Source organism: Salinivibrio sp. ES.052 (assembly GCF_900141775.1).
Lineage (GTDB): Bacteria > Pseudomonadota > Gammaproteobacteria > Enterobacterales > Vibrionaceae > Salinivibrio.
This window is the reverse complement of record NZ_FSRI01000002.1, coordinates 684,950-708,061: the sequence shown is the minus strand read 5'-3', so window position 1 is coordinate 708,061 and position 23,112 is coordinate 684,950. Positions and strand designations below refer to the sequence as shown.

Sequence of the window (23,112 nt, the reverse complement as noted above, 5' to 3'; positions counted from 1 at the left end):
AGGTTTCCCTCCAAAGCAACTGATAGCATATGCGATTGAACTGTTTATTTTCAGTGATATACACTGATATTAAAGTGATGCGCCGTTTATTATAAGGGGTTGCCCGTGGTTAATGATGCAATTCTATCGGTAACAGCCGCTACACCTGAAGACGATATCCTTTCTACGTGTCGGCATTTACTTCAAACTCAAAGCTTTACTACACAAGACGCTGTGCGTGAGCAGCTTGTTCAGCTCGGTTACCTCGATGTTAGCCAGTCGACCGTCTCGCGCTTATTGTCCAAGCTAGGTGTTGCTAAAGTACCTAATGCACATGGGCAAAAAGTCTACTCCCTAAGCGGTGAAATGGAACCTGTGTATGCCATCTCATCCGTTGGTTCGCAAATTGATGAAATTACATGTAGCCAAGCAATGGTCGTGGTCAAAACCCACCCCGGCGGAGCGCAGTTGATTGCCCGCTTACTCGATCTTCATCGACACCCATTAATTCTTGGAACGGTCGGCGGTAACGATACCGTCTTAGTCGCTCCACGCCACCTCAGTGATCTCAGTGCCTGTGAACAAGCCGTTCGTGACCGCTTAGCGCCAGTGTAAACGACTTTACGTGGCAGGCGAACCGTTGCAGACTATAGGGGTCGCTTTTTAACAAAGGAATAGACAATGACCCAAGTACTGCAAACCGAGCAGGCGCCAGAAGCTATCGGCCCCTATTCTCAAGGGGTTGATCTTGGCAACATGGTGCTCACCTCCGGCCAAATCCCAGTTAACCCAGTCACTGGCCAGATTTCACCAGAAATCACTGCGCAAACACGCCAGTCACTCGATAACGTTAAAGCCGTTGTCGAATCGGCAGGGCTAAAGGTCAATGATATTGTTAAACTCACCGTGTTTGTCAAAAACATGGAAGACTTTGCGGACATCAATAAAGTGTATGGCGCCTTCTTTGATGAGCACGGCGTTGAAAGCTACCCTGCACGTTCTTGTGTTGAGGTCGCGCGCCTTCCCAAAGATGTTGATATAGAGATTGAAGCCATCGCTGTGCGTAATGCTTAAATGACTAGACCTAATGACTTAGGTTAGGAACGAAAAAGCGGCGCTCACGGCGCCGCTTTTTATCTCTGTCACCATGGATCAGTATTCTATCGGCTTGAGGCCACCGGACACGCGATCATGGCATCAATACGTGTGAGTACCTGTTCAAACCAGGCCGTAAATTGCTCAGGCGTTTCTTTCACTGCTAGCCTTACCTCACCCTCTGACCACCAGCGGCAATCCTCGACCTCATCAGGATTAAGGATCATGTCTACCCAATTCACTTCACAGGCAATAACTTGATCCAGCTCGTGCTCAATCAATCCATTGCCAAGATCAGCACGGTATTCGAACTGAGGGCCCATCGTAAAGTCCAGCGGGCGAGCAATCCCTAGCTCTTCATACAGACGTCGCTTAGCTGCCGCAGCCATCGGTTCATCTTTTTGCGGATGTGAACAGCAGGTATTTGTCCATAACCCGCCACTGTGGTATTTGTCTGCTGCGCGGCGTTGAAGTAAGTACTCACGTTCACCATTCGCGTTGCATCGAAATAACATGACGGAGAAGGCCATGTGCAGCCATCCTTGCTGATGCGCCTCCAACTTTTCAGCGATCCCTTTTGGTTCTCCAGATGGTGAGACCAAAACAACATGGTGACCCTGGGTTGAAGTCATAAGCCAATCCTCAATTAACGGCCGTGTTGATTACGTTCCGCCACTTCTGCATCCAATTGATCTAGCTTTGTCTTCATGACTTGCTGGCAGTGCTTGGCCAAATCACGAACATTCTCTTTATCGTAGCCCTCTGGCGAAATCGGCGCCATCACCTCGACAATGACGTGACCATTATTCCAACGGTTCGCTTTTAAATGATGGGTAGAACTGCATACTATCGGGATCAAAGGCACGTTTGCCCCGATAGCCGCGTGAAAAGCGCCCGTTTTAAACGGCAAAAGCCCACGCCCACGAGAGCGTGTTCCTTCTGGAAATAGCCAAACACTCAGTCGCTTGGCGCGGATCTTTTCCGTCACCTGAGCAATGGTTCCCATCGCTTTTCCACGGTTAGCCCGATCGATCAGTACATTCCCCGTCAGCCAATAGAGCTGGCCAAAGATCGGGACCCACAATAAGCTTTTCTTACCCACCGTCACCGCGCCCGGCATCAGCGCATTCGATAAGGTAACCATGTCCCAATTGCTTTGGTGGTTGGCAATGCATACGCTCGCACCGGGCTCACGCGGCGCACCATCAGCAAAACGTAACTCAACGTTGATCCCAAACAAACAAGACAGGCGACCAAACCATTTACTAATATGGTAGCAGTTGCGCGGGTTGCGGGGGCTCAGCAGACAGTACAAGCCACCAAAGACAAACAGTAAGATGGCGGCAATCAGTAAAGCCAGCAGTCGCACGACAAAAATCATTTCTCTCTCCAAAGAGCATGCGGTCGAAGGCGAGTCAGTATACGGATTCGGCGCAAAAATGCACTCATTCCGCCCCTGGTGACAGGGGCGAGGGTCGCTTACTGGTCGGAAAGAATATCTATCTCGTCTACGCGTTGCAGACCTCGAGGTAACATACTGCCACGACGGCCTCGCTCACCTCGGTAATGAGCCAAATCATCGGGCTTTAAGGTAAGCTTCCGTTTTCCTGCATGCAAGGTGATCCCCGCGTCTGCAGGTACTACGTACAGCTGGCTTAATACCTCTTCGCGCGATTTGGCGCGTGCCCCAGGAATATTAATGATCTTATTCCCTTTCCCTTTACTCAGTTGTGGAAGCTCGTGTACTGGGAACACCAGCATGCGGCCTTCATTGGAAATCGCAACAATCAAATCGCTTTCCAAATCGTCCACCTGGCGTGGCGGCATGACCTCAGCCTGCTGCGGAACGGTTAATAAGGCCTTACCGCTTCGATTTTTCGACAGCATATCTGCTTGCTTACACACAAAACCATAACCCGCATCCGAGGCCATCAAGGTAAACTGGCTTTCATCTGCCATGAGTACATGACGGATCGATGAACCTGGCGTGATGTTGATGCGCCCTGTAATCGGCTCACCTTGGCTACGCGCTGACGGTAACGTGTGTGTCTCAATCGCATAGCTACGACCATCAGACCCAACAAAGACGGCAGGTTGATTGCTCTTACCCGATGCCGCATCCAGGAATTTATCCCCCGCTTTGTAATTAAGGCCACCGGCATCAACATCATGCCCTTTAGCATGACGAATCCAGCCCTTATCTGACAACACGACCGTGATCGGTTCACTCGGGATCAGATCACGCTCAGTTAAGGCTTTCGCCTCAGCGCGTGCAACTAATGGCGAGCGTCGGTCATCACCATATTTTTCTGCATCCGCTAGAATTTCTTTTTTGATCAAGGTGTTCAAACGACGATCTGAACCCAGTAGTTTCTCTAATTTATCCCGCTCTTTGCTCAGCTCGTCTTGCTCTCCGCGAATTTTGATCTCTTCAAGCTTCGCTAACTGACGCAGTTTAATTTCAAGGATCGCTTCCGCTTGCTTTTCACTCAGATCAAAGCGTTTAACCAATTCAGCTTTGGGATCATCCTCACCGCGGATGATTTCAATCACCTCGTCGATATTAAGGTAAGCCGCCAATAGACCTTCTAAAATATGGAGACGCGCAAGCACTTTTTCCAAACGGTGCTCAAGACGACGCCTTACCGTATTCCGTCGGAAGGTTAACCACTCTGAGAGAATACCGTGTAGCCCTTTCACCTGCGGACGGCCATCGAGGCCAATCATATTGAGGTTAACACGGTAGTTTTTCTCTAAATCGGTCGAAGCAAATAAGTGATCCATCAGCTGATCACAATCGACACGGTTGGAGCGCGGAACGATCACAATACGGGTCGGGTTTTCGTGATCCGACTCATCGCGCAGATCATCCACCATTGGCAGCTTTTTCGCTCGCATCTGATTGGCAATTTGCTCTAGCAACTTCGCGCCCGACACTTGATGGGGCAGCGCTGTTATCACGATCTCATTGCTTTCTTTATGCCAAAGCGCACGCATCTTGATAGAACCACGTCCGCTGGTATAAAGCTTTTTCAGATCCGATTTCGGCGTGATCACTTCTGCTTCGGTCGGATAGTCGGGGCCCTGAACATGCTCCAATACGCCATCTAAATCCGTGTTAGGGTGATCGATCATCGTCGTCAGGGCATGGGCGAGTTCGCGCGCATTGTGCGGAGGAATATCTGTTGCCATCCCCACCGCGATCCCGGTAATTCCGTTTAATAGAATATGCGGTAAGCGTGCAGGCAGGGTTTTAGGTTCTTTCATGGTGCCATCGAAATTAGGCCCCCAATCAACTGTTCCTAACCCTAACTCTTGTAGCAAGACCTCAGAAAAACGTGAAAGACGTGATTCGGTATAACGCATCGCCGCAAAGGATTTGGGATCGTCGGGTGCCCCCCAGTTGCCTTGTCCATCCACCAACGGATAACGATACGAAAACGGTTGAGCCATCAAAACCATGGCCTCGTAACAGGCCGAATCACCATGAGGATGATATTTACCTAATACATCCCCGACGGTACGCGCTGATTTTTTGTATTTCGCCGTGGCGGAAAGCCCCAGCTCAGACATGGCGTAGATAATGCGGCGCTGCACTGGCTTTAAGCCATCGCCGATAAACGGCAGTGCGCGATCCATGATGACGTACATCGAGTAATTGAGGTAAGCGTCCTCAGTGAACTGGCGAAGAGCAAGCTGCTCAACCCCATCATAAGTCACCTCTGTCATGCGAATAAGATCCCGTTATAGTTATTTAGATATCGATCAGCTCGGCCATATCGCCTTTTTGCTGCAGCCAATGACGACGATCTTCCGCCCGTTTTTTACCCAGTAGCATATCCATAAGCTGCTGCGTTTGCTCGTCGTCATCAATCGTGAGCTGTACAAGGCGACGCGTGTTAGGGTCCATCGTAGTCTCGCGAAGCTGCAAGGGGTTCATCTCCCCCAACCCTTTAAAACGCTGCACATTGATCTTGCCACGTTTATTACTCAAACGCTCAAGGATCCCCGCTTTTTCATCCTCATCCAAGGCATAGAACACCTCTTTGCCACAATCAATGCGATAAAGCGGGGGCATAGCAACATACACGTGCCCAGAGAAGACTAACGATCTGAAATGCTGCATAAATAACGCGCACAGCAAGGTCGCAATATGTAGGCCATCTGAGTCGGCATCCGCCAATATACAAATTTTATCGTAACGCAGGCTGGACAAGTCCTCAGAGTCTGGGTCAATGCCAAGTGCCACGGAAATATCGTGCACTTCTTGCGAAGCCAGCACTTGGTCGGCAGACACTTCCCACGTGTTGAGGATTTTACCACGTAGCGGCATCACTGCCTGAAATTCGCGATCTCTGGCTTGCTTGGCCGAGCCGCCTGCGGAATCCCCCTCAACTAAAAAGAGCTCAGTGCGACTTGAATCTTGCATCGCACAGTCCGTCAATTTACCAGGAAGCGCGGGGCCAGAAGCCACTTTTTTACGTACCACTTTTTTGGCGGCACGCATGCGACGATGCGCACTCGCAATACACACTTCTGCCAATCGTTCAGCCAAGTGCGGGCGCTCATTAAGCCATAAGCTGAAGGCATCTTTCACCACGCCAGACACAAAAGCCGCGCACTGGCGAGATGATAAGCGCTCTTTCGTTTGACCCGCAAACTGGGGATCTTGGATCTTCACCGATAACACGTAAGCGCAACGTTCCCAAATATCATCCGCCGTCAGTTTTACCCCACGCGGTAACAAGTTGCGGAACTCACAAAATTCGCGCATGGCTTCGAGCATGCCTTGACGTAATCCGTTAACATGTGTCCCCCCTTGCGCGGTCGGGATCAAGTTGACATAGCTTTCTGTTGTCAGTTCACCGCCGTCAGGGAGCCAAATCACTGCCCAATCAGCAGCCTCGTGCTGACCTCTAAACTCCCCCACAAACGGTGATTCCGGGAGACATTCATACCCTTTAACGCTATCCGCTAGGTAATCTTTCAACCCATCTTGATAGCACCAACTAATGGTTTCATCAGTGTTTTTGTCCGTCAAATTCACGGTCAGACCCGGGCATAAAACCGCTTTGGCTTTCAAAATGGTTTTTAAGCGAGTAAGAGAAAATTTATCCGAATCAAAAAACTGGCTATCAGGCCAAAAATGGACGCGTGTACCGCGGTTGCGGCGCCCACAGGTTCCAGTTACCGTAAGATCTTGAACTTTATCGCCATTTTCAAATGCGATGTCATAGATTTGACCATCACGTTTAACGCTGACCTCAACCCGGTGAGACAGGGCATTGACCACAGAAATCCCTACCCCATGCAAACCACCACTGAACTGATAGCTTTTATTGGAGAATTTTCCCCCAGCATGCAATTTACATAGGATCAACTCGACACCGGAAACTCCCTCTTCAGGATGAATATCAACCGGCATACCGCGCCCATCATCAATCACTTCTAACGACTGATCCGTATGCAGTATCACGTCGATTTTACTGGCATGTCCGGCGAGGGCTTCATCGACACTGTTGTCGATCACTTCTTGCCCTAGGTGGTTAGGGCGGCTGGTATCTGTGTACATACCTGGACGTCGGCGCACGGGCTCGAGTCCATTGAGGACTTCTATCGATCCTGCGTTATAATTTTGCTCTGTCATAATCGATTAGCTTAATAAATGTGATGACATGGTCAGCAAGGGGGATCCGCTTGTCAAGCGCGGCCCCTGATTGCCACGAGTTTCTGTGAACTGCCATCTAGCTCATGGCTGTCTTGCGGCCGATTAGCGCCAAGAATACCCACGACACAGCATCCGTAACACTGCGTCAGTGAGATGAGGAGACTATTAACCCCCGATGACGGGAATGGTGTAGTAGCGAACTATATGCCAAGAAAGTGAACGATGTCCGCACAATAACGTTCGAACCCCATGAAACTATGATCGCCATTAGGTTCAACAGTCTGTTTACTCGCGCTAAACGTCTCAACCGCTTGACGATAATCCAATACTTCATCTCCTTCCTGCTGTAACAGCCAAAAGCGGTCTGGGTCGGACAGTGTCGGCACATAGAGATCACGCAGCGCACGGATGTCTGCCGCATCTAGGTGGTAATGTTCTTGGGTATAAGGGTTAACCTGCTCTCCCACATAATCTTGTAATAGCTCATACGGACGCACGGCCGGGTTTACCAATACCGCAGGTAACCGATATCGTTCACTTAGCCACGTTGCGAGGAACCCACCTAAAGAGCTGCCCACTAAACCTAGTTGATGTGTCGGGGTATAACTCTCAACCAACTCCGTCAATACGTTGATGGTCGGCTCAGGGTGGCTAGGCAGTTGCGGGACCAATACCTCAATGTCTGGACGGTAACGGCGACAGTATTCGCTCATTTGTTTGGCTTTTAGGGATTGAGGAGAGCTATTAAAACCATGTAAGTAAAGTAACGCTGATGTCATATTCAGTATCCGCTGGAGTCAAAGTCAGGGCGAAAATACCGCCCGGTCACACGCTCAACTTGCGTTTCAATTTTCCCATTTTGGTAAAGCTCAAGCCAACGCCAGCCTGGATTTTGATTGTCGAGGGCAAAATCATGTGAATCAGGCATAAACTGGATACATGTTGAGGGCGCAGCCATCACTCTCACACCCTGATGCCGAATATCTAACGCTTGGTGGATATGGCCACATACCACCACTTTAGCCTGCGGGTGACGCTTCATTATCTGCCAAAATGCATCCCGGTTTGCCAACTGGTGTTGATCTAACCACGTGCTGCCCGCCTCAAGTGGATGATGATGCAAAAGCACTAACGCATGCCGTTCCGGATAATCACCTAAATGGGTGTCCAATAGGTTGAGTTGGGTTTGTGATAGCTCGCCATGTGGCACACCAGCCACTTGGCTATCCAATAACACCATTTGCCAATGGCTTCCTAACAAAACCTGTGAACAGGCCATGCGCTTTTTAGACTGCAAGACAGCGCTCATTTCGGGTTGAAAGTCATGGTTGCCTGGAAGCCAAAAGCAAGGCTGCTCCCATCGGTCAATCCCCTCAACAAAACGACGATACGACAACGCCGAATGATCTTGCGACAAGTCCCCTGTGGCAATGATGGCATCAAACGTCGGCGATGCCATACTGATCGCATCTAACACAGCATGATAGCTATGCAGAGTGTTAATACCCAGCAGACTGCCCTGTTCGTCAGCGAACAGATGCGTGTCGGTAATTTGCAGGAGACGAATACAATCGCCGTGGGCGTTATCTATCTGGCAAGGCTGCAACGTTGAAAATACCTTTGCTGGTTTAGTTTAACGATGATTTATACATAGGATTAGACGTGATCACACCACGGCGTAGGCAGTGGCCAAGCCAATCCGATAAAAATGCATTAACCTGATGTTTTTCGTCACGCTGATGCATGCGCGAATTCGGGTAATCATAACGCGGTTTCAAACGGGAAATCTGCTGCGTGGTACACACTTCCGCGACCCGTGCATCGTGATAAAGACGTACTGTCAGGTTAGCACGTAAATACGGTGGTGCCTCTCCAGGGCTTAACTGCGCAATATCGAGTAAGGTGGTATAACGCGTCGACTCCCGCACCACCAAGGCATATTCCTGGCCGAGGATATCATATCGACACACCTGTCCCACCTCGTCACGTTGGGGCATTAAACGGACAAGTTTCGCATAGTTGGTTTCATACAAGCGCATCATCGCTGACAAATCAACGCGATAGTTGGTTTTCACAGAGGCCTACTCGTTATCAGGATGTTTTTGTTTATCACTATGACGATTATAGCTTTGACAATTATAGCTTTGACGCAATCTCACTGCATTGAGTTCCAACCATTGCAACGCAATAATAGAAGCAGCGTTTTCAATCTCACCATTCACCACTTTTTGATAAGCCTGCGGGCGGGAGAGGCGGTGCACGAGAATGTCTTCGTTTTCGCTCTCTAAACCATGCACCCCCTCTGCCTCTGAAGCATCCACGATGGCGACAAAGACATCAAGCTGCTCAGAGCACCCACCTGAGCTCGATAGGTAGCGCGTCACACGCTCCATCTGGTGTAACAGTAGTCCCGCTTCTTCGCGTGCTTCACGGTGAGCAACCTGCTCTGGGGATTCCTCGCTATCTATCATGCCGGCAACAATTTCCAACTGCCAAGGTGTCGCCCCCGCTGCCATTGCGCCCACACGAACTTGCTCAAGCATCACCACCTCATCGCGCACGGGATCATAAGGCAAAACGGCCACGGCATGACCGCGTTCAAATAATTCTCGCACCACAGTGCCGCTCCATCCCCCTTCAAATAAGCGGTGACGAAACTGGTAGCGCTGAATAGAAAAAAAGCCTTGATAGCGCGGTGAGATATCTTCGATCACGATATCGTCGCGACCAAATTGTCCGGGCGGATGGTCTGACATGCGGGTTCCTTATGATCGGCTGGCGCGGGGCAGTCTTATCACTGGCCCGAATCGACTGCAAACTTTAAACTTAACTTTTTTGATAAAAGTTACAACTATTTTTAAGTCCCATTTACAAATTGGATAGTTTACACTCAATGTCAGAATAAATTGTCAGTTTCACGCAAGCATAATTGCGGTAAGCTAGAGCCCGTATATTTTACCGAACAGCACCGATTCAGGGATTCTATCTATGAAAAAATTGCTCCCTCTGGCGTTAGGCTTGGCACTCGGCAGCGTAAGCAGTGCAGCCCTTGCCGATGATCTCGCCCAAATTTACCAACAAGCGAAGCAAAGCGATCCCACCCTTAATCAAGCGGCCGCAGAGCGCGATGCCGCGTTTTCCGCCGTGGATGCCACCCGCGGGGCTTTGTTGCCACAGATTGGCTTAAATGCGGGCTATTCCATTACCCGCAATGACACCAAAGACAGCAGCGATAACGATATAACCACCGCCGATATCAGTCTCAGCCAGCAAATTTTCAAACGTGACAGCTGGGTAAATCTCGATATTAGCGAAATGCAAGCACGTCAATTAGATGCCGCTTACGCAGCCCAGCAACAAGGGCTGATGCTACGCGTCGCACAAGCCTATTTTGATGTCCTGCGTGCGATGGACAAACTCGAATTTATTCAAGCAGAAAAAGCGGCCGTGGGCCGTCAGCTCGAGCAAACCAAACAACGCTTTGAAGTTGGCTTGTCTGCCATCACCGATGTTCATGACGCCCAAGCCCAGTACGATGCAGTATTAGCCGATGAGATCTTGGCGGAAAACGCCCTCACGAATAGCTACGAAGGGTTGCGTGAGATCACCGGTCAAGCCCCGCATGACTTACGTGTCTTGGACACTGAACGCTTCAGTGCCAGTAACCCGCAACAGCAACCGGCGGCACTGGTTGAAACTGCAGAAGAAAAAAACCTGCAACTGCTGGTAAATCGCATCGCACGGGATACCGCCAAAGAGCAGATTAAACTGGCGAAAACCGGACATTTGCCCACGTTGACGTTCACTGCCAAGTACGGGATGACAGATAGCGATAATCAGCACAGTGATGTTTATTCCTCTGATTACAACCAAGGCACTGCCAGCCTCAACTTTAGCTTGCCACTTTTCACCGGTGGTAGCACCTCGGCCAATGTTGAAAAAGCGCAACATCAATATGTCGCGGCCTCACAGAGCTTAGAATCTACCTATCGAAGCACCGTGAAAGATGTGCGGGCGTTCTACAATGACATTAATGCCTCTATTGGCGCCCTGCGAGCCTACGATCAAACCGTTATTTCAGCACGTTCAGCCTTAGAAGCCACGGAAGCGGGATTTGAAGTCGGTACTCGTACTATTGTCGATGTCTTAGATGCGACACGTCGCTTGTACGATGCTAACCGTAACCTATCAAACGCGCGCTACGATTATATTTTAAGCCATTTGCGCTTACATCAAGCCGTTGGCACATTAACTGAGCAAGACTTACTCGACATTAACCAAGGGCTGGTTAAGCAAGATTAGGCGACACAATCAATCGAAATGACAGAAAAAGGTGCCAATTGGGCACCTTTTTTATGACTGATATCGCGCGCGGTTGACGATCATCACCCTTGAGGAAGGGTTTATTGTCCCCGACGAATCGACTCAATAATCTCCGTGGTCGAACAGCCCTCTTCAAAGTTAAGGACTTTCACTTCACCACCTTTGGCAAGTACCGCTTCAGCACCGGCTATTTCACTAACCTGATAGTCCCCGCCTTTCACTAATAAATCCGGCAATACCGCACCAATCAGACGTGCAGGCGTTTCTTCGCCAAAGGGCACCACCCAGTCAACCGCTCCTAACCCCGCGAGTACCGCCATACGACGATCCGTAGGATTGACTGGGCGGCCTGGCCCTTTTAGGCCTTGAACAGAGGCATCGGTGTTGACCGCAACAATCAAGCGATCACCCAGTTTGGCCGCTTCGTTCAAATAGGCGACGTGACCAGCGTGCAAAATATCAAAGCACCCATTGGTCATGACGACTTTCTCGCCGCGCCCTTGGGCGACGTTAACCGCCTCAATTAACTGCGCTTCTGTGGTTACCCCAAAGCCGGACTCGTGCGAGCCGTGTACCGCTTCTGTGAGTTCAATGGTTGATAAGGTTGAGGTGCCCAATTTACCCACCACCACGCCTGCGGCGGCATTGGCAAGGGCGCAGGCTTGCTCAATGGGTTTGCCTGCGGCTAATGACGCGGCGAGCACCGAGATCACCGTATCGCCTGCCCCGGTGACGTCATACACCTCTTTCGCCAACGTCGGCAGATTGAGTGGGGCGGCATCTGGACGTAGCAATGTCATACCATGTTCGCTTCGGGTCACCAACAATGCGCCGAGCTCATATTTTTCAATCAGAGCCAGTCCTTTCTCTTCCAGACTTTGGTCATCGGTTACCGTGCCAGCGACCGCTTCAAATTCTGTCAAGTTGGGGGTAAGCAGGCTGGCACCACGGTAACGTTCAAAGTCCGTACCTTTCGGATCGACCAGGGTTGTCACGCCCGCTTGATTGGCTGCCTGGATCAATGTTTGCACTTGAGCCAAGGCCCCTTTGGCATAATCCGATAAGATCATCGCCTTTGTATTTGGCAAGGCTGCTTCAACCTTGGCAAGCATCGGCGCCACATCAACGCCGGCAAACCCTTCTTCGAAATCCAGACGAATCAGCTGTTGGTTGCGACTCATCACCCGTAATTTGGTAATGGTAGGATGCGAGTCAAGCGCCACAAAATCGCAATGAACGTTCAAGGAATCCAGGGTTTGGGTCAGTGCATCCGCTTGCTCATCCTTACCCGTTAAACCAATCAATTGAGTGTGGCCACCCAGTGCGGCAATATTCATCGCCACGTTAGCCGCCCCGCCTGGACGCTCTTCCGTTTGATTGATTTTTACCACCGGCACGGGCGCTTCGGGTGAAATACGTCCGGTCGGGCCGTACCAATAGCGATCAAGCATCACATCGCCGACAACCAGAACATTGGCTTGGCTATAATCAGGAAGGCTGAGTTTCATCTGGATCTCCGAATACTGTCGTTACCGAGCGATAGTAGCATAGCCGAATTCGAAATGGGGCTGTGTCAGTGTATGCTGCGCACAATCTCAACACTCACCTGACACACAAGCGCACGACAGTCTCCGTAATTTGCTCTACAATACCGCGGCCAGATTAGGTTTTCATTTTCGTGAGTTTTTGAGGCTATGAGCGACTTTTCACCGCCCACATTTCGTATTACATTTTTCCATCCTCGTTACCTTCATACTTGGCTCGGCATCGCAGTCATGTACTTGGCCAGTTGGCTGCCTTATCGCGTGCAGTTTTACCTCGGTCGCGGCCTAGGGCGACTGATGCATATATTCATGAAGCGACGCGTTAATATTGCCGATCGCAATCTTGAACTGTGTTTTCCTGAAATGACTGCTGCCGCACGTACTTCGATGGTGAAAGAGAACTTTGCCAACTCTGGCCTCGCGCTCTTTGAAACCGGAATGGCATGGTTTTGGCCCAGTTGGCGAATTAAAAAGCATGTCGTTTTTGAAGGGTTAGACACCTTACGCCGCTTGGAGTCCGAGAAGAAAGGCGTACTGGTTATCGCGGTGCATTCTATGAATTTAGAGCTTGGCGCTCGTGGATTAGGCGAAGTGATCCCCGGCGTAGGGGTTTACCGCCCTAACAACAATCCTGTCTATGATTGGTTGCAGCATCGCGGCCGTACGCGACATAATCGGGCCATCGATAGAAAAGACGTCAAAACCATGATTCGTCACCTCAAAAAAGGCGACAGGATGTGGTACGCCCCCGATCATGACTATGGTCGGCGCCGCGCGGCATTTGCGCCATTATTCGCGGTCGAGAACGCTTGTACCACCACCGGCACCAGCTTATTGGTGCACGCAGGCCATGCCGCCGTGGTACCTTTTTCGATAGTAAGAGAGCGACGTGGCGGACAATATCGTATCAAAATTGACGCGCCAATCGACAACTTCCCCAAAGAGGCACAAGCTGCAGCTGTTGTCACGAACCAAGCCGTAGAACGCTTAATTTTACAAGCACCTGAGCAATATATGTGGCTGCATCGCCGCTTCAAGACTCGCCCAAAGGGCGAGCCTTCGCTTTATTGAGCGTCTCCAACATAAAGGGGTCGAACATCCACCCCTTTATGTGGCACCGCCTGTCTATTCCGCAAACCATTGTTGCCAGGCTTGCTTAACCACGTCGCGCTCATCAAGAAAAGCATCGGCTTCGACCTTGCCACTTTCTCCAGCCAAATGGCTACGATGGAGCGCATTACGCATTCGCGTATACGCTAACTTTAATCGCTCAGCCTGCGCTTGTGGCATCACGCCAAGCTCGCCGGCCTGCTCAAAAATGCGCGCGTTATCACTGTAACGTGTCAACGCCGGCTGCCGTCCACTCTCTCGCAACACCAGGTATTGAGCTAAGAATTCAATGTCAGTGATCCCACCCACATCCTGTTTGATCGAAAAAACGTTTTTATCCCCGCTCGCTTTATGTTGTCGCATTTTTTCGCGCATACCACTGACTTGCTCACGCAGTCGGTCTTGATCACGAGGCGTCGTCAGGATCTGATGGCGCACGGTTGTGAATGCAGATTCAAGATCAGGGTCACCATAGATCATCCGTGCACGCACCAGTGCTTGATGCTCCCACGTCCAAGCGTCTGTTTTTTGATAGTCCGTATAAGCGTCTAAGGTGCTAACGAGCATCCCGGAGGTGCCTGAAGGACGTAAACGTGTATCTATCTCGTACAGCACCCCAGAAGGAGTCAGCGTTGAGAACAGGTGAACAATACGTTGCGCTAAACGAAGATAAAATTGCCGGCCGTCTATCACCTTACGGCCATCGGTCTCCACCTCGGAGGGACAGTCATGTAAGAAAACCACATCCAAGTCCGAGTTATACCCTAACTCCCACCCTCCTAACTTCCCGTAACCGATGACCGCAAACCCTCGGCCATCACGTTCAGTTAGGTGGGTAGGCTGACCATATTTCTCGACCATTTGATGCCATGCTTGATTGACCACCGCCTCAACAATCGCTTCTGCTAAATAGGTCAGGTGATCACTCACGCGCATGACAGGCAAGACTCCAGCGATGTCTGCGGCTGCAATTTTTAAAAGCTGGGTTTGCTTAAACTGCCGCACGGCTTCCATCTGTTGCTCCATATCCTCCACCGGGATCCGAGCAAGGTAGTCACGCAACTCGCTGCTGTAAGCATCGGGGGCCAACGGTTGATACAGATGGGTTAGATCGAGTAATTCATCCAATAGCAAAGGGTAGCGAGCCAGCTTTTCAGCCACCATGGGGCTGGCGGTACAAAGCCGGAGAACCTGATCAATCGCACTAGGGTGCTCATCAAGTAGCTCTAAATAGGTCGTGCGAGTGGCAATATTCAATAATAGATGCGTTATATGCGGCAGAACCTGTTGCGGCATGGGTAACGCAAGCAGTTTACTCAGGATCACAGGCATTAAGCGATTGAGCACCTCGCGCCCACGGGGGCCAACCGTGCGTTTTGCTAGCTCTTGCTTGAAAGCCAATAATTGGGCGGCTATGTCGGTGTCAGGTAAATCTAACCCCGCTAGAATCAAGTTGGTATTGTCCACATCACGCGCCATCGCCCAAAGATCGTGATATTCGCTCTCTACATCTGCGTCATTGTCTTGTTCATCATCGCCAATCAAACCAGAAAAAATCTGATTCACGGCCTGCATATGCTGGTTAATGTGCCCCTGTAAACTCGCCCAATCGTCGTCCCCCATCGCAAGGCACAGGCGTTCACGATCCAGTTCATTATCCGGTAAGGTCTGAGTTTGCTTATCGTCTATTGCTTGCAGTAGGTTCTCTACCCGGCGTAAATAACAATACGCCTGCTTCAGTTGCGTCACCGCTTGCGTCGGGAGCAACTCTAGCTCGCGGATTGCCTCGAGGGTTTCCAATAGGCCGCGCTGACGTAAGCAAGGTTCGCGTCCACCTCGAATTAGCTGGAAAGATTGAGCGATAAACTCAATTTCTCGAATTCCTCCCGCGCCAAGCTTGATATTATCGGTTAACCCACGCCGACGCACTTCACGCTGAATCAGCTGTTTCATCCGCCGCAATGCTTGAATCGCACTAAAATCGATATAGCGCCGAAAGACAAAGGGACGTAACATCTTTCTGAGTGTTTGATAGCAGTCGTATTGCTCTCTGCCCATCACACGTGCCTTAACCATGGCGTAACGCTCCCAGTCACGCCCTTGTTCTTGGTAATAATCTTCTAAAGCAGAAAAACTCATCACCAGAGGGCCGCTGTCCCCAAACGGTCGTAAGCGCATATCAACGCGGTAACAAAAACCATCCATGGTGGGTTGATCAAGCGCTTTGATCAGTCGCTGACCTAACCGAGTAAAAAATTGGGCGTTAGCAATGCTCCGCCTGGCCCCTTGGGTTTCGCCATTCTCTGGGTAGGTAAAAATCAAATCGATATCAGACGAAAAGTTAAGCTCACCGCCTCCCAGTTTCCCCATCCCCAATATCAGCATGGGTTGAGGCTCACCCTCTGGGCTCATGGGCGTGCCCCAATCCTGACAACAGCGCTGATAAAGCCACTGGTAAGCCGATAAGATCTGTACCTCTGCCAAGGTAGATAGATGCTGCAAGCTTTCTTCTACGTGCCATTGGTTATGGATTTCTCGCCAGGCAATCCAGACTAATTCGCGCTGTCGACAAAGACGTAACTGACGATGGAAAGTTTCTTCATCGCTGCTCGCCTCAAGGGCAGCCGTCAGTTCAGGCTGGTAGTACGCCTCACGAGAAACCTCATTGTGATGCTGATGAAGCCACTCCAGCAGGCCCTCGGTTTGCGCTAACGCAGTGGCAATAAAATCGCTACATGCTAGCGCCTGCTCAAGCTCTCGGCGCGCGGAGCCTTGCCATTGGCTCAACGCTTCTGGGGCAAACTCAGCTAATTGCGTCCAATGATGATTCAGGCTCGCGGTCAGGGAGTGAGACAACATCATGGTCATTCCTTTTGATACAATTCAACTTTGACACTAACAAAAACGGCTCGCTATTGCCGCGAGCCGTTCATCTTTTTACGGTGACAATCCTGCCATCCTCAGACCTTAAAGGCATCGATCTTATCTTTAAGCGATTGTGCCCCTTGCTCAACCATTTCTGCGGTTTCATGTAGTTCGGTCGTAACGGTCACCGAGGCCTGAACAAGATCTTTTACATTGGTCAGGTTTTGATTCATCTCACCGGCAACAGACGCTTGCTGCTCGGCTGACGAGGCAATTTGGAAGTTCATATCATTTAGCGACTGGATCTGGCTAACGATTTGCTCCAGCTCCCCCCCCGCTTGACTGACCGACTCCACGCCGGTATTAGCTTCAGTGACACTGCGTTCCATCAACCCAACCGCTTTTTGCGCACTTTGCTGTAACTGAGTAATCATGTCCTGAATTTCGACTGTGGCTTCCTGAGTATGCTGAGCCAATTTACGGACTTCGTCAGCAACAACCGCAAAACCACGTCCCGTATCCCCTGCTCGTGCGGCTTCAATGGCAGCATTTAGCGCTAACAGGTTCGTTTGCTCTGAAATCCCTTGAATAGTCACCACCACGGTACCAATTTTCTCCACTTGGGCATCGACCTGACCAACCACTTGTGACGATTCACTGATGTCATTAGAAAGCTCATTGATGGTGCTGATGGTATGACTGACGTGCGCTTGCCCACTATTGGCTTGCTGGCTAGACGTTTCAGTGGCTTTGGCTGCTTCTCGGGTGTGCTCGGCCACATTTTGTACAGTCGCACTCATCTCACTCATGGCAGACGCCAACTGATCCATTTCAGAGAACTGCTCTTGTGACGACTCCTTGGTCTCCGACATGCTGATGGTCATAATTTCAGCGAGAGAAGAAAGCTCATCCGACGCTTGGCGCTGTGCGTTAATGACATCGACCAACTGCTGGCGTGATGTTTCAAGCTCGCGAGCTAGGTCACCGAATTCATCTCGGCTATCCATGTCGATAGGCTCACTCAAATCACGGTTAGCCAAAGCACGAATTCTATCTGTTAGATAATTGATTTGACGTAGCATAATATTTGAGCCGCCAAGCAGGATCACCATAAAAGATGCGATCATGACAACCGTCTGCCAAGCAACTTGGATCATATAATCTTGATAATAGGCTTGCGCTTCAGATGTTGACTGAGACGCCACCAACCACCAGTCACTGTTACCCACGGGTACCGCGTAACCATGGCGACCGCCATCGTAAACGGTGTAGCTAAAAGACTGTGATTGATTAATAAATAAATCTGCCACTTCGGTACCTGATCGTTGATCAGGCACACGTAATTCATCGAATTGTCGCATTGAGGGGTGAGCCAACACTTGGCGAGTATTGCCATTGACTAAATACAGATAGGCCCCTTCACTGAATTCATTGTTCATGGTGTCGACGGTCTCTCGGATTAAGCGTTCACCGTTGGGTTGCTCAATCAGTGTTCCCGTCATCGCCGCACTTGAGCGTGCAAGCTCTTGTGTCTGATGGAGCGTAAAATCAATCACGGATTGACGGAACGTATTCGCATCCCACATCTGCTTACCGACCAAAATGATGGTACTAAAGACCATAAGAATCACAAGTTTAGGGATCAAGCGTAGATTGGTGACGGGTTTTTCCCACGCATAGAAGGTATGTTTAGCCATAATCCTGAAAGCTCCATGACCGCCACGCTGCCAGCTGACTGGCCCGACATGACGGACGATTATTAATCCTGAGTGTTGTTATATCGGCAAACCCCACTCTGGCTGAATCCTTGTTTACCGCATTTGTGAATGTTACCCACAAACAATGCGAATAATGATAACTTAATCAAATTATCATGCAGTGCGCTGACCGTTTATAACGCAAAAAAGATCAAAAAATGTTGATCTTAGCTGGGGTTTAACGTGATGGGCACACTTCGGTGCGTGCTGTCCGTGATGGATACACAAGCAACTTATTCGCATAAAGGCTCGAATAAAAGAAAAGCAGCCCAAAGGCTGCTTTCGCGCTATTGATAATAGTTACTCTTCCCAATACGGCGTTAAACGTAACCCTGTTTGTCGACTTTGGGTCATGGCGTGAAAGAGTGAGTCTTCTTTACGCGCTAACCACTTTTCCGCTTGCTTCTTATCGTCGTCGTCTTCCATCGCCATGCTCAACTCACGCACAGGCTCAAGCAATCTCAGTTCTTCGATACCTTGCAGTAAGTCAATCCAAGGTAATCGAAATGCTTTACGCCGGCTTCGATCAAATAATGACGCCAAACAAGTCCCTAATAACAAGTTGCGCTGAAGCCGTAAGGACTGGTCGAAATACTCGTGACGCGATAAGTCTTTGCTTTCGTCAAAGGCATCGAGTAATTCATGCCAAGACTCTGGCAGTGCTTTATCGGCTAAGGTTTGGATGGGTTGTGCCAGTTTGTCAGCTGCCTTGTCATCCAGGAAAGGCTGCCACCCTTTAGAGAGGATCCAACGGCTCAAATCGAGCAATAAATTGCAGTAGCGTGACGTATGCAGCAGTGCCACGATATCTTCACGATCAGGCAATTTGGCTTGCTCCGCTTTCAAGGCTTTGACCATGCCTTTGCGTGCGTTTAGCTTGCGCAGGTATTGCCCTTTGTCTTCACACAGCCGCGCATTCGTCCGGGCGTCATCGAGCCACGCCAACTCACCGTCAAACCACTGTAACTCTTGACGAAGTAGACTGCTGGCTCTGCGCGGCACCACGCTACCGAATAGCACAAAAGCTTGGCGGATCAACAACACCGCATGGCGGATTTCTTGCAAAGCCTCAAGCGACTCTCGCTCGATGTAAATTTGCTCGTGATAATGCCAATGGTTTAACGCATGCTCGAGGATCCGAATCAGGGCTTTCTCTTGGGTATCATCAGCCCCCAATTTGACAATGGATAAAGCTTTAACAGGATCGCCTTGATAGCCCGTTGCTAAACGGTAACCTCGAGCTGCTTTGCTCAGGTTTCCTAAGCGTAGGCCTCCCTCATCAGCAAGGTTGCGTGCCAATGAAAACAAAGCCTCGGTTTGGCCTGAGATCAGCTCTAACTCGACCTCTGAAATCACATCTTTATCGCCCGCGTCGGTCGAGACTTCACCTTGATCCGACGCCAACTCAATTTGACTCCCATCATCGGTGGCCAATAACCACTGCTGGCGGACGAAGTCAGTGGAAAAGAGCGGCTGAATCGCCTGGCTCAGTTCCTCAACATTGATGCCATCGGGCCATGCATCGACAGGGATCAAAGAAAGGTCCGGCTCAGGTCCTTTAAGCTCTGCGTTGTACTCTGGGCGCTGATGTAGCCCAGCCACCACTCGGCCAGCGGTTTTGAGCGTTTGAATATATACGCCATCAAAGCAACGTACACGCAAGCCGATATCGTGTTTGCGTAGGGTAAAATCTGGCGTATCGAAGTAGATGTTTCCCAGCTCACGCTGGCTCTGCTGTAGCTGCTTTACACTGACGATCTTATCGCGGATGCGATGAGGAAAGTCAGAAGAGACAAAAAATTTGAGCTCTATCTCAGTGTCCATACGGGTACCTATAGCCAATTGCCTGACAAGGATATGAACAATTGATCTTGTCGGCAAGCGCTATAACCACCAGGCTTGATCACGCGCACTGAGGCAGAGATCACAAAAGCTGTTTCTTTAGCGAATATTCTGCGCTACCATTCGCCGCTCCGATATACCATCGTTGAACGTTTGGCCTCCACTCTTTGCCCTTTGGGCGTGAGGCAACTAGGTAGATTACGGCTATGCCAGTCAATACAATTGTTGGGCTATTCGCAAAAAGCCCCATAAAACCTCTGCAACGCCACGTCAATCGTGTAAACGATTGTTGTGAGTTACTGATCCCTTTCTTTCATGCTTGTGAGCAGCAAGACTGGGAAAAGGCAAACCAACTCCGTCAGCAAATCTCTGAGATAGAGAAAGACGCTGATACCCTGAAGCGTAATATTCGACTCAAGTTGCCCCGTGGCCTGTTTATGCCCGTCGATCGGACGGACATGCTCGAACTACTGACTCAGCAAGACAAACTGGCTAACTTGTCCAAAGATATTGCCGGCCGTGTCATCGGTCGTCAGCTTCGTATGCCCCCGTCAATGAATACCGCCTTTATTGATTATGTACAACGGTGCCTAGATGCAGCGGCTCAAGCACGTCGAGTCATTAATGAACTCGAAGAATTGCTTGAAACTGGATTTAAAGGACGCGAAGTCACCTTGGTGGCCGAAATGATTCATCAGTTGGATGTGATTGAAGACGATACCGATTCAATGCAAATCCAGCTTCGCCAGGCATTGATGGCGGTTGAGCAGAAGTATAATCCTGTCGATGTCATGTTCTTGTACAAAATCCTCGAGTGGGTCGGCGAAATCGCTGATCAAGCGCAACGTGTCGGTGCGCGCTTAGAGGTCATGCTTTCCCGTTCCTAACCGAGTGATGTAACAACAAGGTATTACAATGGAAATCCTGATGAATCACGGGACCATACTGATCATGGTCGCCGCGGCTTTTGGTTTTTTAATGGCTATTGGTATCGGTGCCAACGACGTCGCTAACGCGATGGGTACCTCTGTCGGCTCTAAAGCTCTGACCGTCAAGCAAGCCATTATTGTTGCGATGATTTTTGAGTTCGCCGGTGCCTACCTGGCCGGCGGTGAAGTCACAGACACTATTCGCAAAGGGGTCATTGATACCAGCTTTTATGCTGATCAACCTCTAGAGCTCGTCTTTGGCATGATGTCAGCGCTACTGGCGGCAGGCACGTGGTTGCTCCTTGCCTCGTATATGGGCTGGCCAGTGTCTACTACCCATTCAATTATTGGCGCGATTATTGGCTTTGCCTGCTTGTCCGTCGGATCGGAAGCTGTCGATTGGCACACAGTACAAGGCATTGTCGGTAGCTGGGTGATCACCCCCTTTATCTCCGGTCTTTTCGCTTACTTTATATTCCTCAGCGCCCAACGCCTCATCTTCGATACCGATCGTCCCGTCCTTAACGCTAAACGCTTCGTGCCCATTTATATGTTTCTCACCGCGTTTATTATCGCGATGGTCACCATCAAAAAAGGGTTAAAGCACGTTGGCTTACACCTCACAACGCTAGAGTCAGTCAGCGCCTCTATTGTGTTGTCTGCCCTCATCATGTTTTTTGGTGTCTATTACATCTCCAAAAAGTATCGCGGTGATGAAAGCCAAGGTTTTCAGGGGGTGGAACGTATCTTCAGCTTACTGATGGTGGTAACGGCCTGCGCCATGGCCTTTGCTCACGGCTCAAACGACGTTGCCAATGCCATTGGCCCTCTGTCAGCGATCGTCGCGACAGTACAAAATCTAGGCACGGTGGCAGAAAAGGCACACATTGCTTGGTGGATTCTGCCAATGGGCGGAGCGGGCATCGTCCTAGGGTTAGCGACACTAGGACACCGTGTGATGGCGACGGTGGGATCGGGCATTACTGAGTTGACCCCCAGTCGTGGGTTTGCCGCACAGTTAGCCACCGCGAGCACCGTCGTTTTAGCCTCGGGAACAGGCTTGCCGATTTCGACCACGCAAACATTGGTCGGTGGCGTTCTGGGCGTTGGATTTGCCCGTGGCATTGCCGCACTCAACCTCGGTGTAGTACGCAATATTGTTGCCTCGTGGCTCATCACCTTACCCGCTGGCGCCTTGTTGGCGGTGATTTTTTACCAAATCATGACCGCTTTGTTTGCTTAACAGGCGGCAGCGATGTCAAATCACAGTCAAAAAAAGGGGGGCATGGCTCCCCTTTCTTTTTAGGCTATGGCACTATGCTCAGCAAAGCCGACGTGTCCCACACTGAAATTACGCAAAGGACCCCAGACGTGAAACACCTGTATTCTGCTCTCGTATTGCTGCTAGTCCTCATCGCCGCGCCTCGAGCGATGGCTGAAAACTATATTTCTGATGACTTATTTACCTATATGCACGCTGGTCCCGGTACGCAGTATCGCATTCTCGGCAGTGTTGATGCCGGCGATAAGGTTACCGTACTCAAACGTAATCGTGATGAGGGGTACACCCAAGTGGTCGATAGCCGGGGTCGTAAAGGCTGGGTAAAGAGTGACTATGTCACGACTCAACCGGGCCTGAAAGAACGCGTTCCTGCACTTGAAGCAGAGCTGAAGAAGGTCAAGTCAGCATTGGCGAGTGCTCAAGATGATGCAAAAGCACAACAAAAAGGCTTAGTGTCCTCATTAGAAAAGCGTAACGGACAGATCGAGAAACTAGAGGCACACAGCAGCGAGCTCAACAGAAAGTTAATTGACGCACAAAATGAAATTCGCGCTTTGCGTGCCAAGATTGATACGCAAAAAGATGATTTGCTAATGCGCTGGTTCACTTATGGGGGCATGGTAGCCGGTGGGGGGCTGTTATTTGGCTTGCTTCTACCCCATCTGATCCCACGTAAGAAACGTCGCCGTGATGGCTGGGCATAATCTTGAATGAAAGG

Annotated in this window: 19 protein-coding genes; 7 read left to right on the top strand and 12 right to left on the bottom strand. The window is 50.2% G+C overall.

Annotated elements, in window-relative coordinates; translation table 11 throughout:
• The first annotated feature begins 105 nt into the window (after positions 1 to 105).
• Complete coding sequence (locus BUQ98_RS12915) at positions 106 to 594, top strand: arginine repressor (protein ID WP_074214191.1); 489 nt, start codon at positions 106 to 108, stop codon at positions 592 to 594.
• A 66-nt stretch (positions 595 to 660) separates the two neighbouring features.
• Positions 661 to 1,053, top strand: a complete 393-nt coding sequence (locus BUQ98_RS12910) for a RidA family protein (protein ID WP_074214190.1) — start codon at positions 661 to 663, stop codon at positions 1,051 to 1,053.
• 86 nt (positions 1,054 to 1,139) lie between these two features.
• Here BUQ98_RS12910 and idi read toward each other — a convergent pair whose 3' ends face one another.
• From idi to nudF, 8 genes are all read right to left on the bottom strand, one after another.
• The gene (gene idi / locus BUQ98_RS12905) at positions 1,140 to 1,706 is read right to left on the bottom strand and encodes an isopentenyl-diphosphate Delta-isomerase (RefSeq protein ID WP_074214189.1); all 567 of its coding nucleotides are present in this window, start codon (positions 1,704 to 1,706) and stop codon (positions 1,140 to 1,142) included.
• A 14-nt stretch (positions 1,707 to 1,720) separates the two neighbouring features.
• Positions 1,721 to 2,455, bottom strand: a complete 735-nt coding sequence (locus BUQ98_RS12900; RefSeq protein ID WP_074214188.1) for a 1-acylglycerol-3-phosphate O-acyltransferase — start codon at positions 2,453 to 2,455, stop codon at positions 1,721 to 1,723.
• Between the two features lie 98 nt (positions 2,456 to 2,553).
• Positions 2,554 to 4,803, bottom strand: coding sequence for a DNA topoisomerase IV subunit A (gene parC / locus BUQ98_RS12895; RefSeq protein ID WP_074214187.1), 2,250 nt, complete (start codon positions 4,801 to 4,803; stop codon positions 2,554 to 2,556).
• A 25-nt stretch (positions 4,804 to 4,828) separates the two neighbouring features.
• On the bottom strand, positions 4,829 to 6,721 hold the full coding sequence (parE, locus tag BUQ98_RS12890; protein WP_074214186.1) for a DNA topoisomerase IV subunit B: 1,893 nt from the start codon (positions 6,719 to 6,721) through the stop codon (positions 4,829 to 4,831).
• A 221-nt stretch (positions 6,722 to 6,942) separates the two neighbouring features.
• A complete protein-coding gene (yqiA, locus tag BUQ98_RS12885) occupies positions 6,943 to 7,521 on the bottom strand; it encodes an esterase YqiA (RefSeq protein ID WP_074214185.1) in 579 nt (192 codons plus the stop codon).
• A gap of 2 nt (positions 7,522 to 7,523) precedes the next feature.
• Positions 7,524 to 8,348 (bottom strand): 3',5'-cyclic-AMP phosphodiesterase, encoded by an 825-nt coding sequence (gene cpdA, locus BUQ98_RS12880; protein ID WP_074214184.1) that lies wholly within the window; start codon positions 8,346 to 8,348, stop codon positions 7,524 to 7,526.
• Positions 8,349 to 8,370: 22 nt separating this feature from the next.
• A complete protein-coding gene (locus tag BUQ98_RS12875; RefSeq protein WP_074214183.1) occupies positions 8,371 to 8,817 on the bottom strand; it encodes a DUF1249 family protein in 447 nt (148 codons plus the stop codon).
• Positions 8,818 to 8,823: 6 nt separating this feature from the next.
• Positions 8,824 to 9,498, bottom strand: a complete 675-nt coding sequence (nudF, locus tag BUQ98_RS12870) for an ADP-ribose diphosphatase (RefSeq protein ID WP_074214182.1) — start codon at positions 9,496 to 9,498, stop codon at positions 8,824 to 8,826.
• A gap of 232 nt (positions 9,499 to 9,730) precedes the next feature.
• Between nudF and tolC the strand changes: the two genes are divergently transcribed.
• Positions 9,731 to 11,044, top strand: coding sequence for an outer membrane channel protein TolC (gene tolC, locus BUQ98_RS12865; RefSeq protein ID WP_074214181.1), 1,314 nt, complete (start codon positions 9,731 to 9,733; stop codon positions 11,042 to 11,044).
• A gap of 101 nt (positions 11,045 to 11,145) precedes the next feature.
• Here tolC and hldE read toward each other — a convergent pair whose 3' ends face one another.
• Positions 11,146 to 12,573 (bottom strand): bifunctional D-glycero-beta-D-manno-heptose-7-phosphate kinase/D-glycero-beta-D-manno-heptose 1-phosphate adenylyltransferase HldE, encoded by a 1,428-nt coding sequence (gene hldE, locus BUQ98_RS12860; protein WP_074214180.1) that lies wholly within the window; start codon positions 12,571 to 12,573, stop codon positions 11,146 to 11,148.
• Positions 12,574 to 12,759: 186 nt separating this feature from the next.
• Between hldE and lpxL the strand changes: the two genes are divergently transcribed.
• A complete protein-coding gene (lpxL, locus tag BUQ98_RS12855; protein WP_074214179.1) occupies positions 12,760 to 13,680 on the top strand; it encodes an LpxL/LpxP family Kdo(2)-lipid IV(A) lauroyl/palmitoleoyl acyltransferase in 921 nt (306 codons plus the stop codon).
• A gap of 54 nt (positions 13,681 to 13,734) precedes the next feature.
• On the opposite strand, the gene glnE is transcribed toward lpxL, so the two are convergent.
• The 3 genes from glnE to BUQ98_RS12840 form a co-directional block, all read right to left on the bottom strand.
• Complete coding sequence (gene glnE, locus BUQ98_RS12850; protein ID WP_371515117.1) at positions 13,735 to 16,581, bottom strand: bifunctional [glutamate--ammonia ligase]-adenylyl-L-tyrosine phosphorylase/[glutamate--ammonia-ligase] adenylyltransferase; 2,847 nt, start codon at positions 16,579 to 16,581, stop codon at positions 13,735 to 13,737.
• A 98-nt stretch (positions 16,582 to 16,679) separates the two neighbouring features.
• Positions 16,680 to 18,281 (bottom strand): methyl-accepting chemotaxis protein, encoded by a 1,602-nt coding sequence (locus tag BUQ98_RS12845; RefSeq protein WP_074214178.1) that lies wholly within the window; start codon positions 18,279 to 18,281, stop codon positions 16,680 to 16,682.
• Between the two features lie 360 nt (positions 18,282 to 18,641).
• The gene (locus BUQ98_RS12840) at positions 18,642 to 20,165 is read right to left on the bottom strand and encodes a CYTH and CHAD domain-containing protein (RefSeq protein ID WP_074214177.1); all 1,524 of its coding nucleotides are present in this window, start codon (positions 20,163 to 20,165) and stop codon (positions 18,642 to 18,644) included.
• Between the two features lie 224 nt (positions 20,166 to 20,389).
• Between BUQ98_RS12840 and BUQ98_RS12835 the strand changes: the two genes are divergently transcribed.
• From BUQ98_RS12835 to BUQ98_RS12825, 3 genes are all read left to right on the top strand, one after another.
• Positions 20,390 to 21,070, top strand: a complete 681-nt coding sequence (locus BUQ98_RS12835) for a TIGR00153 family protein (protein ID WP_074214176.1) — start codon at positions 20,390 to 20,392, stop codon at positions 21,068 to 21,070.
• 28 nt (positions 21,071 to 21,098) lie between these two features.
• Complete coding sequence (locus tag BUQ98_RS12830) at positions 21,099 to 22,355, top strand: inorganic phosphate transporter (protein WP_074214175.1); 1,257 nt, start codon at positions 21,099 to 21,101, stop codon at positions 22,353 to 22,355.
• A 128-nt stretch (positions 22,356 to 22,483) separates the two neighbouring features.
• Positions 22,484 to 23,098 (top strand): TIGR04211 family SH3 domain-containing protein, encoded by a 615-nt coding sequence (locus BUQ98_RS12825; protein WP_074214174.1) that lies wholly within the window; start codon positions 22,484 to 22,486, stop codon positions 23,096 to 23,098.
• Positions 23,099 to 23,112: the final 14 nt, after the last annotated feature.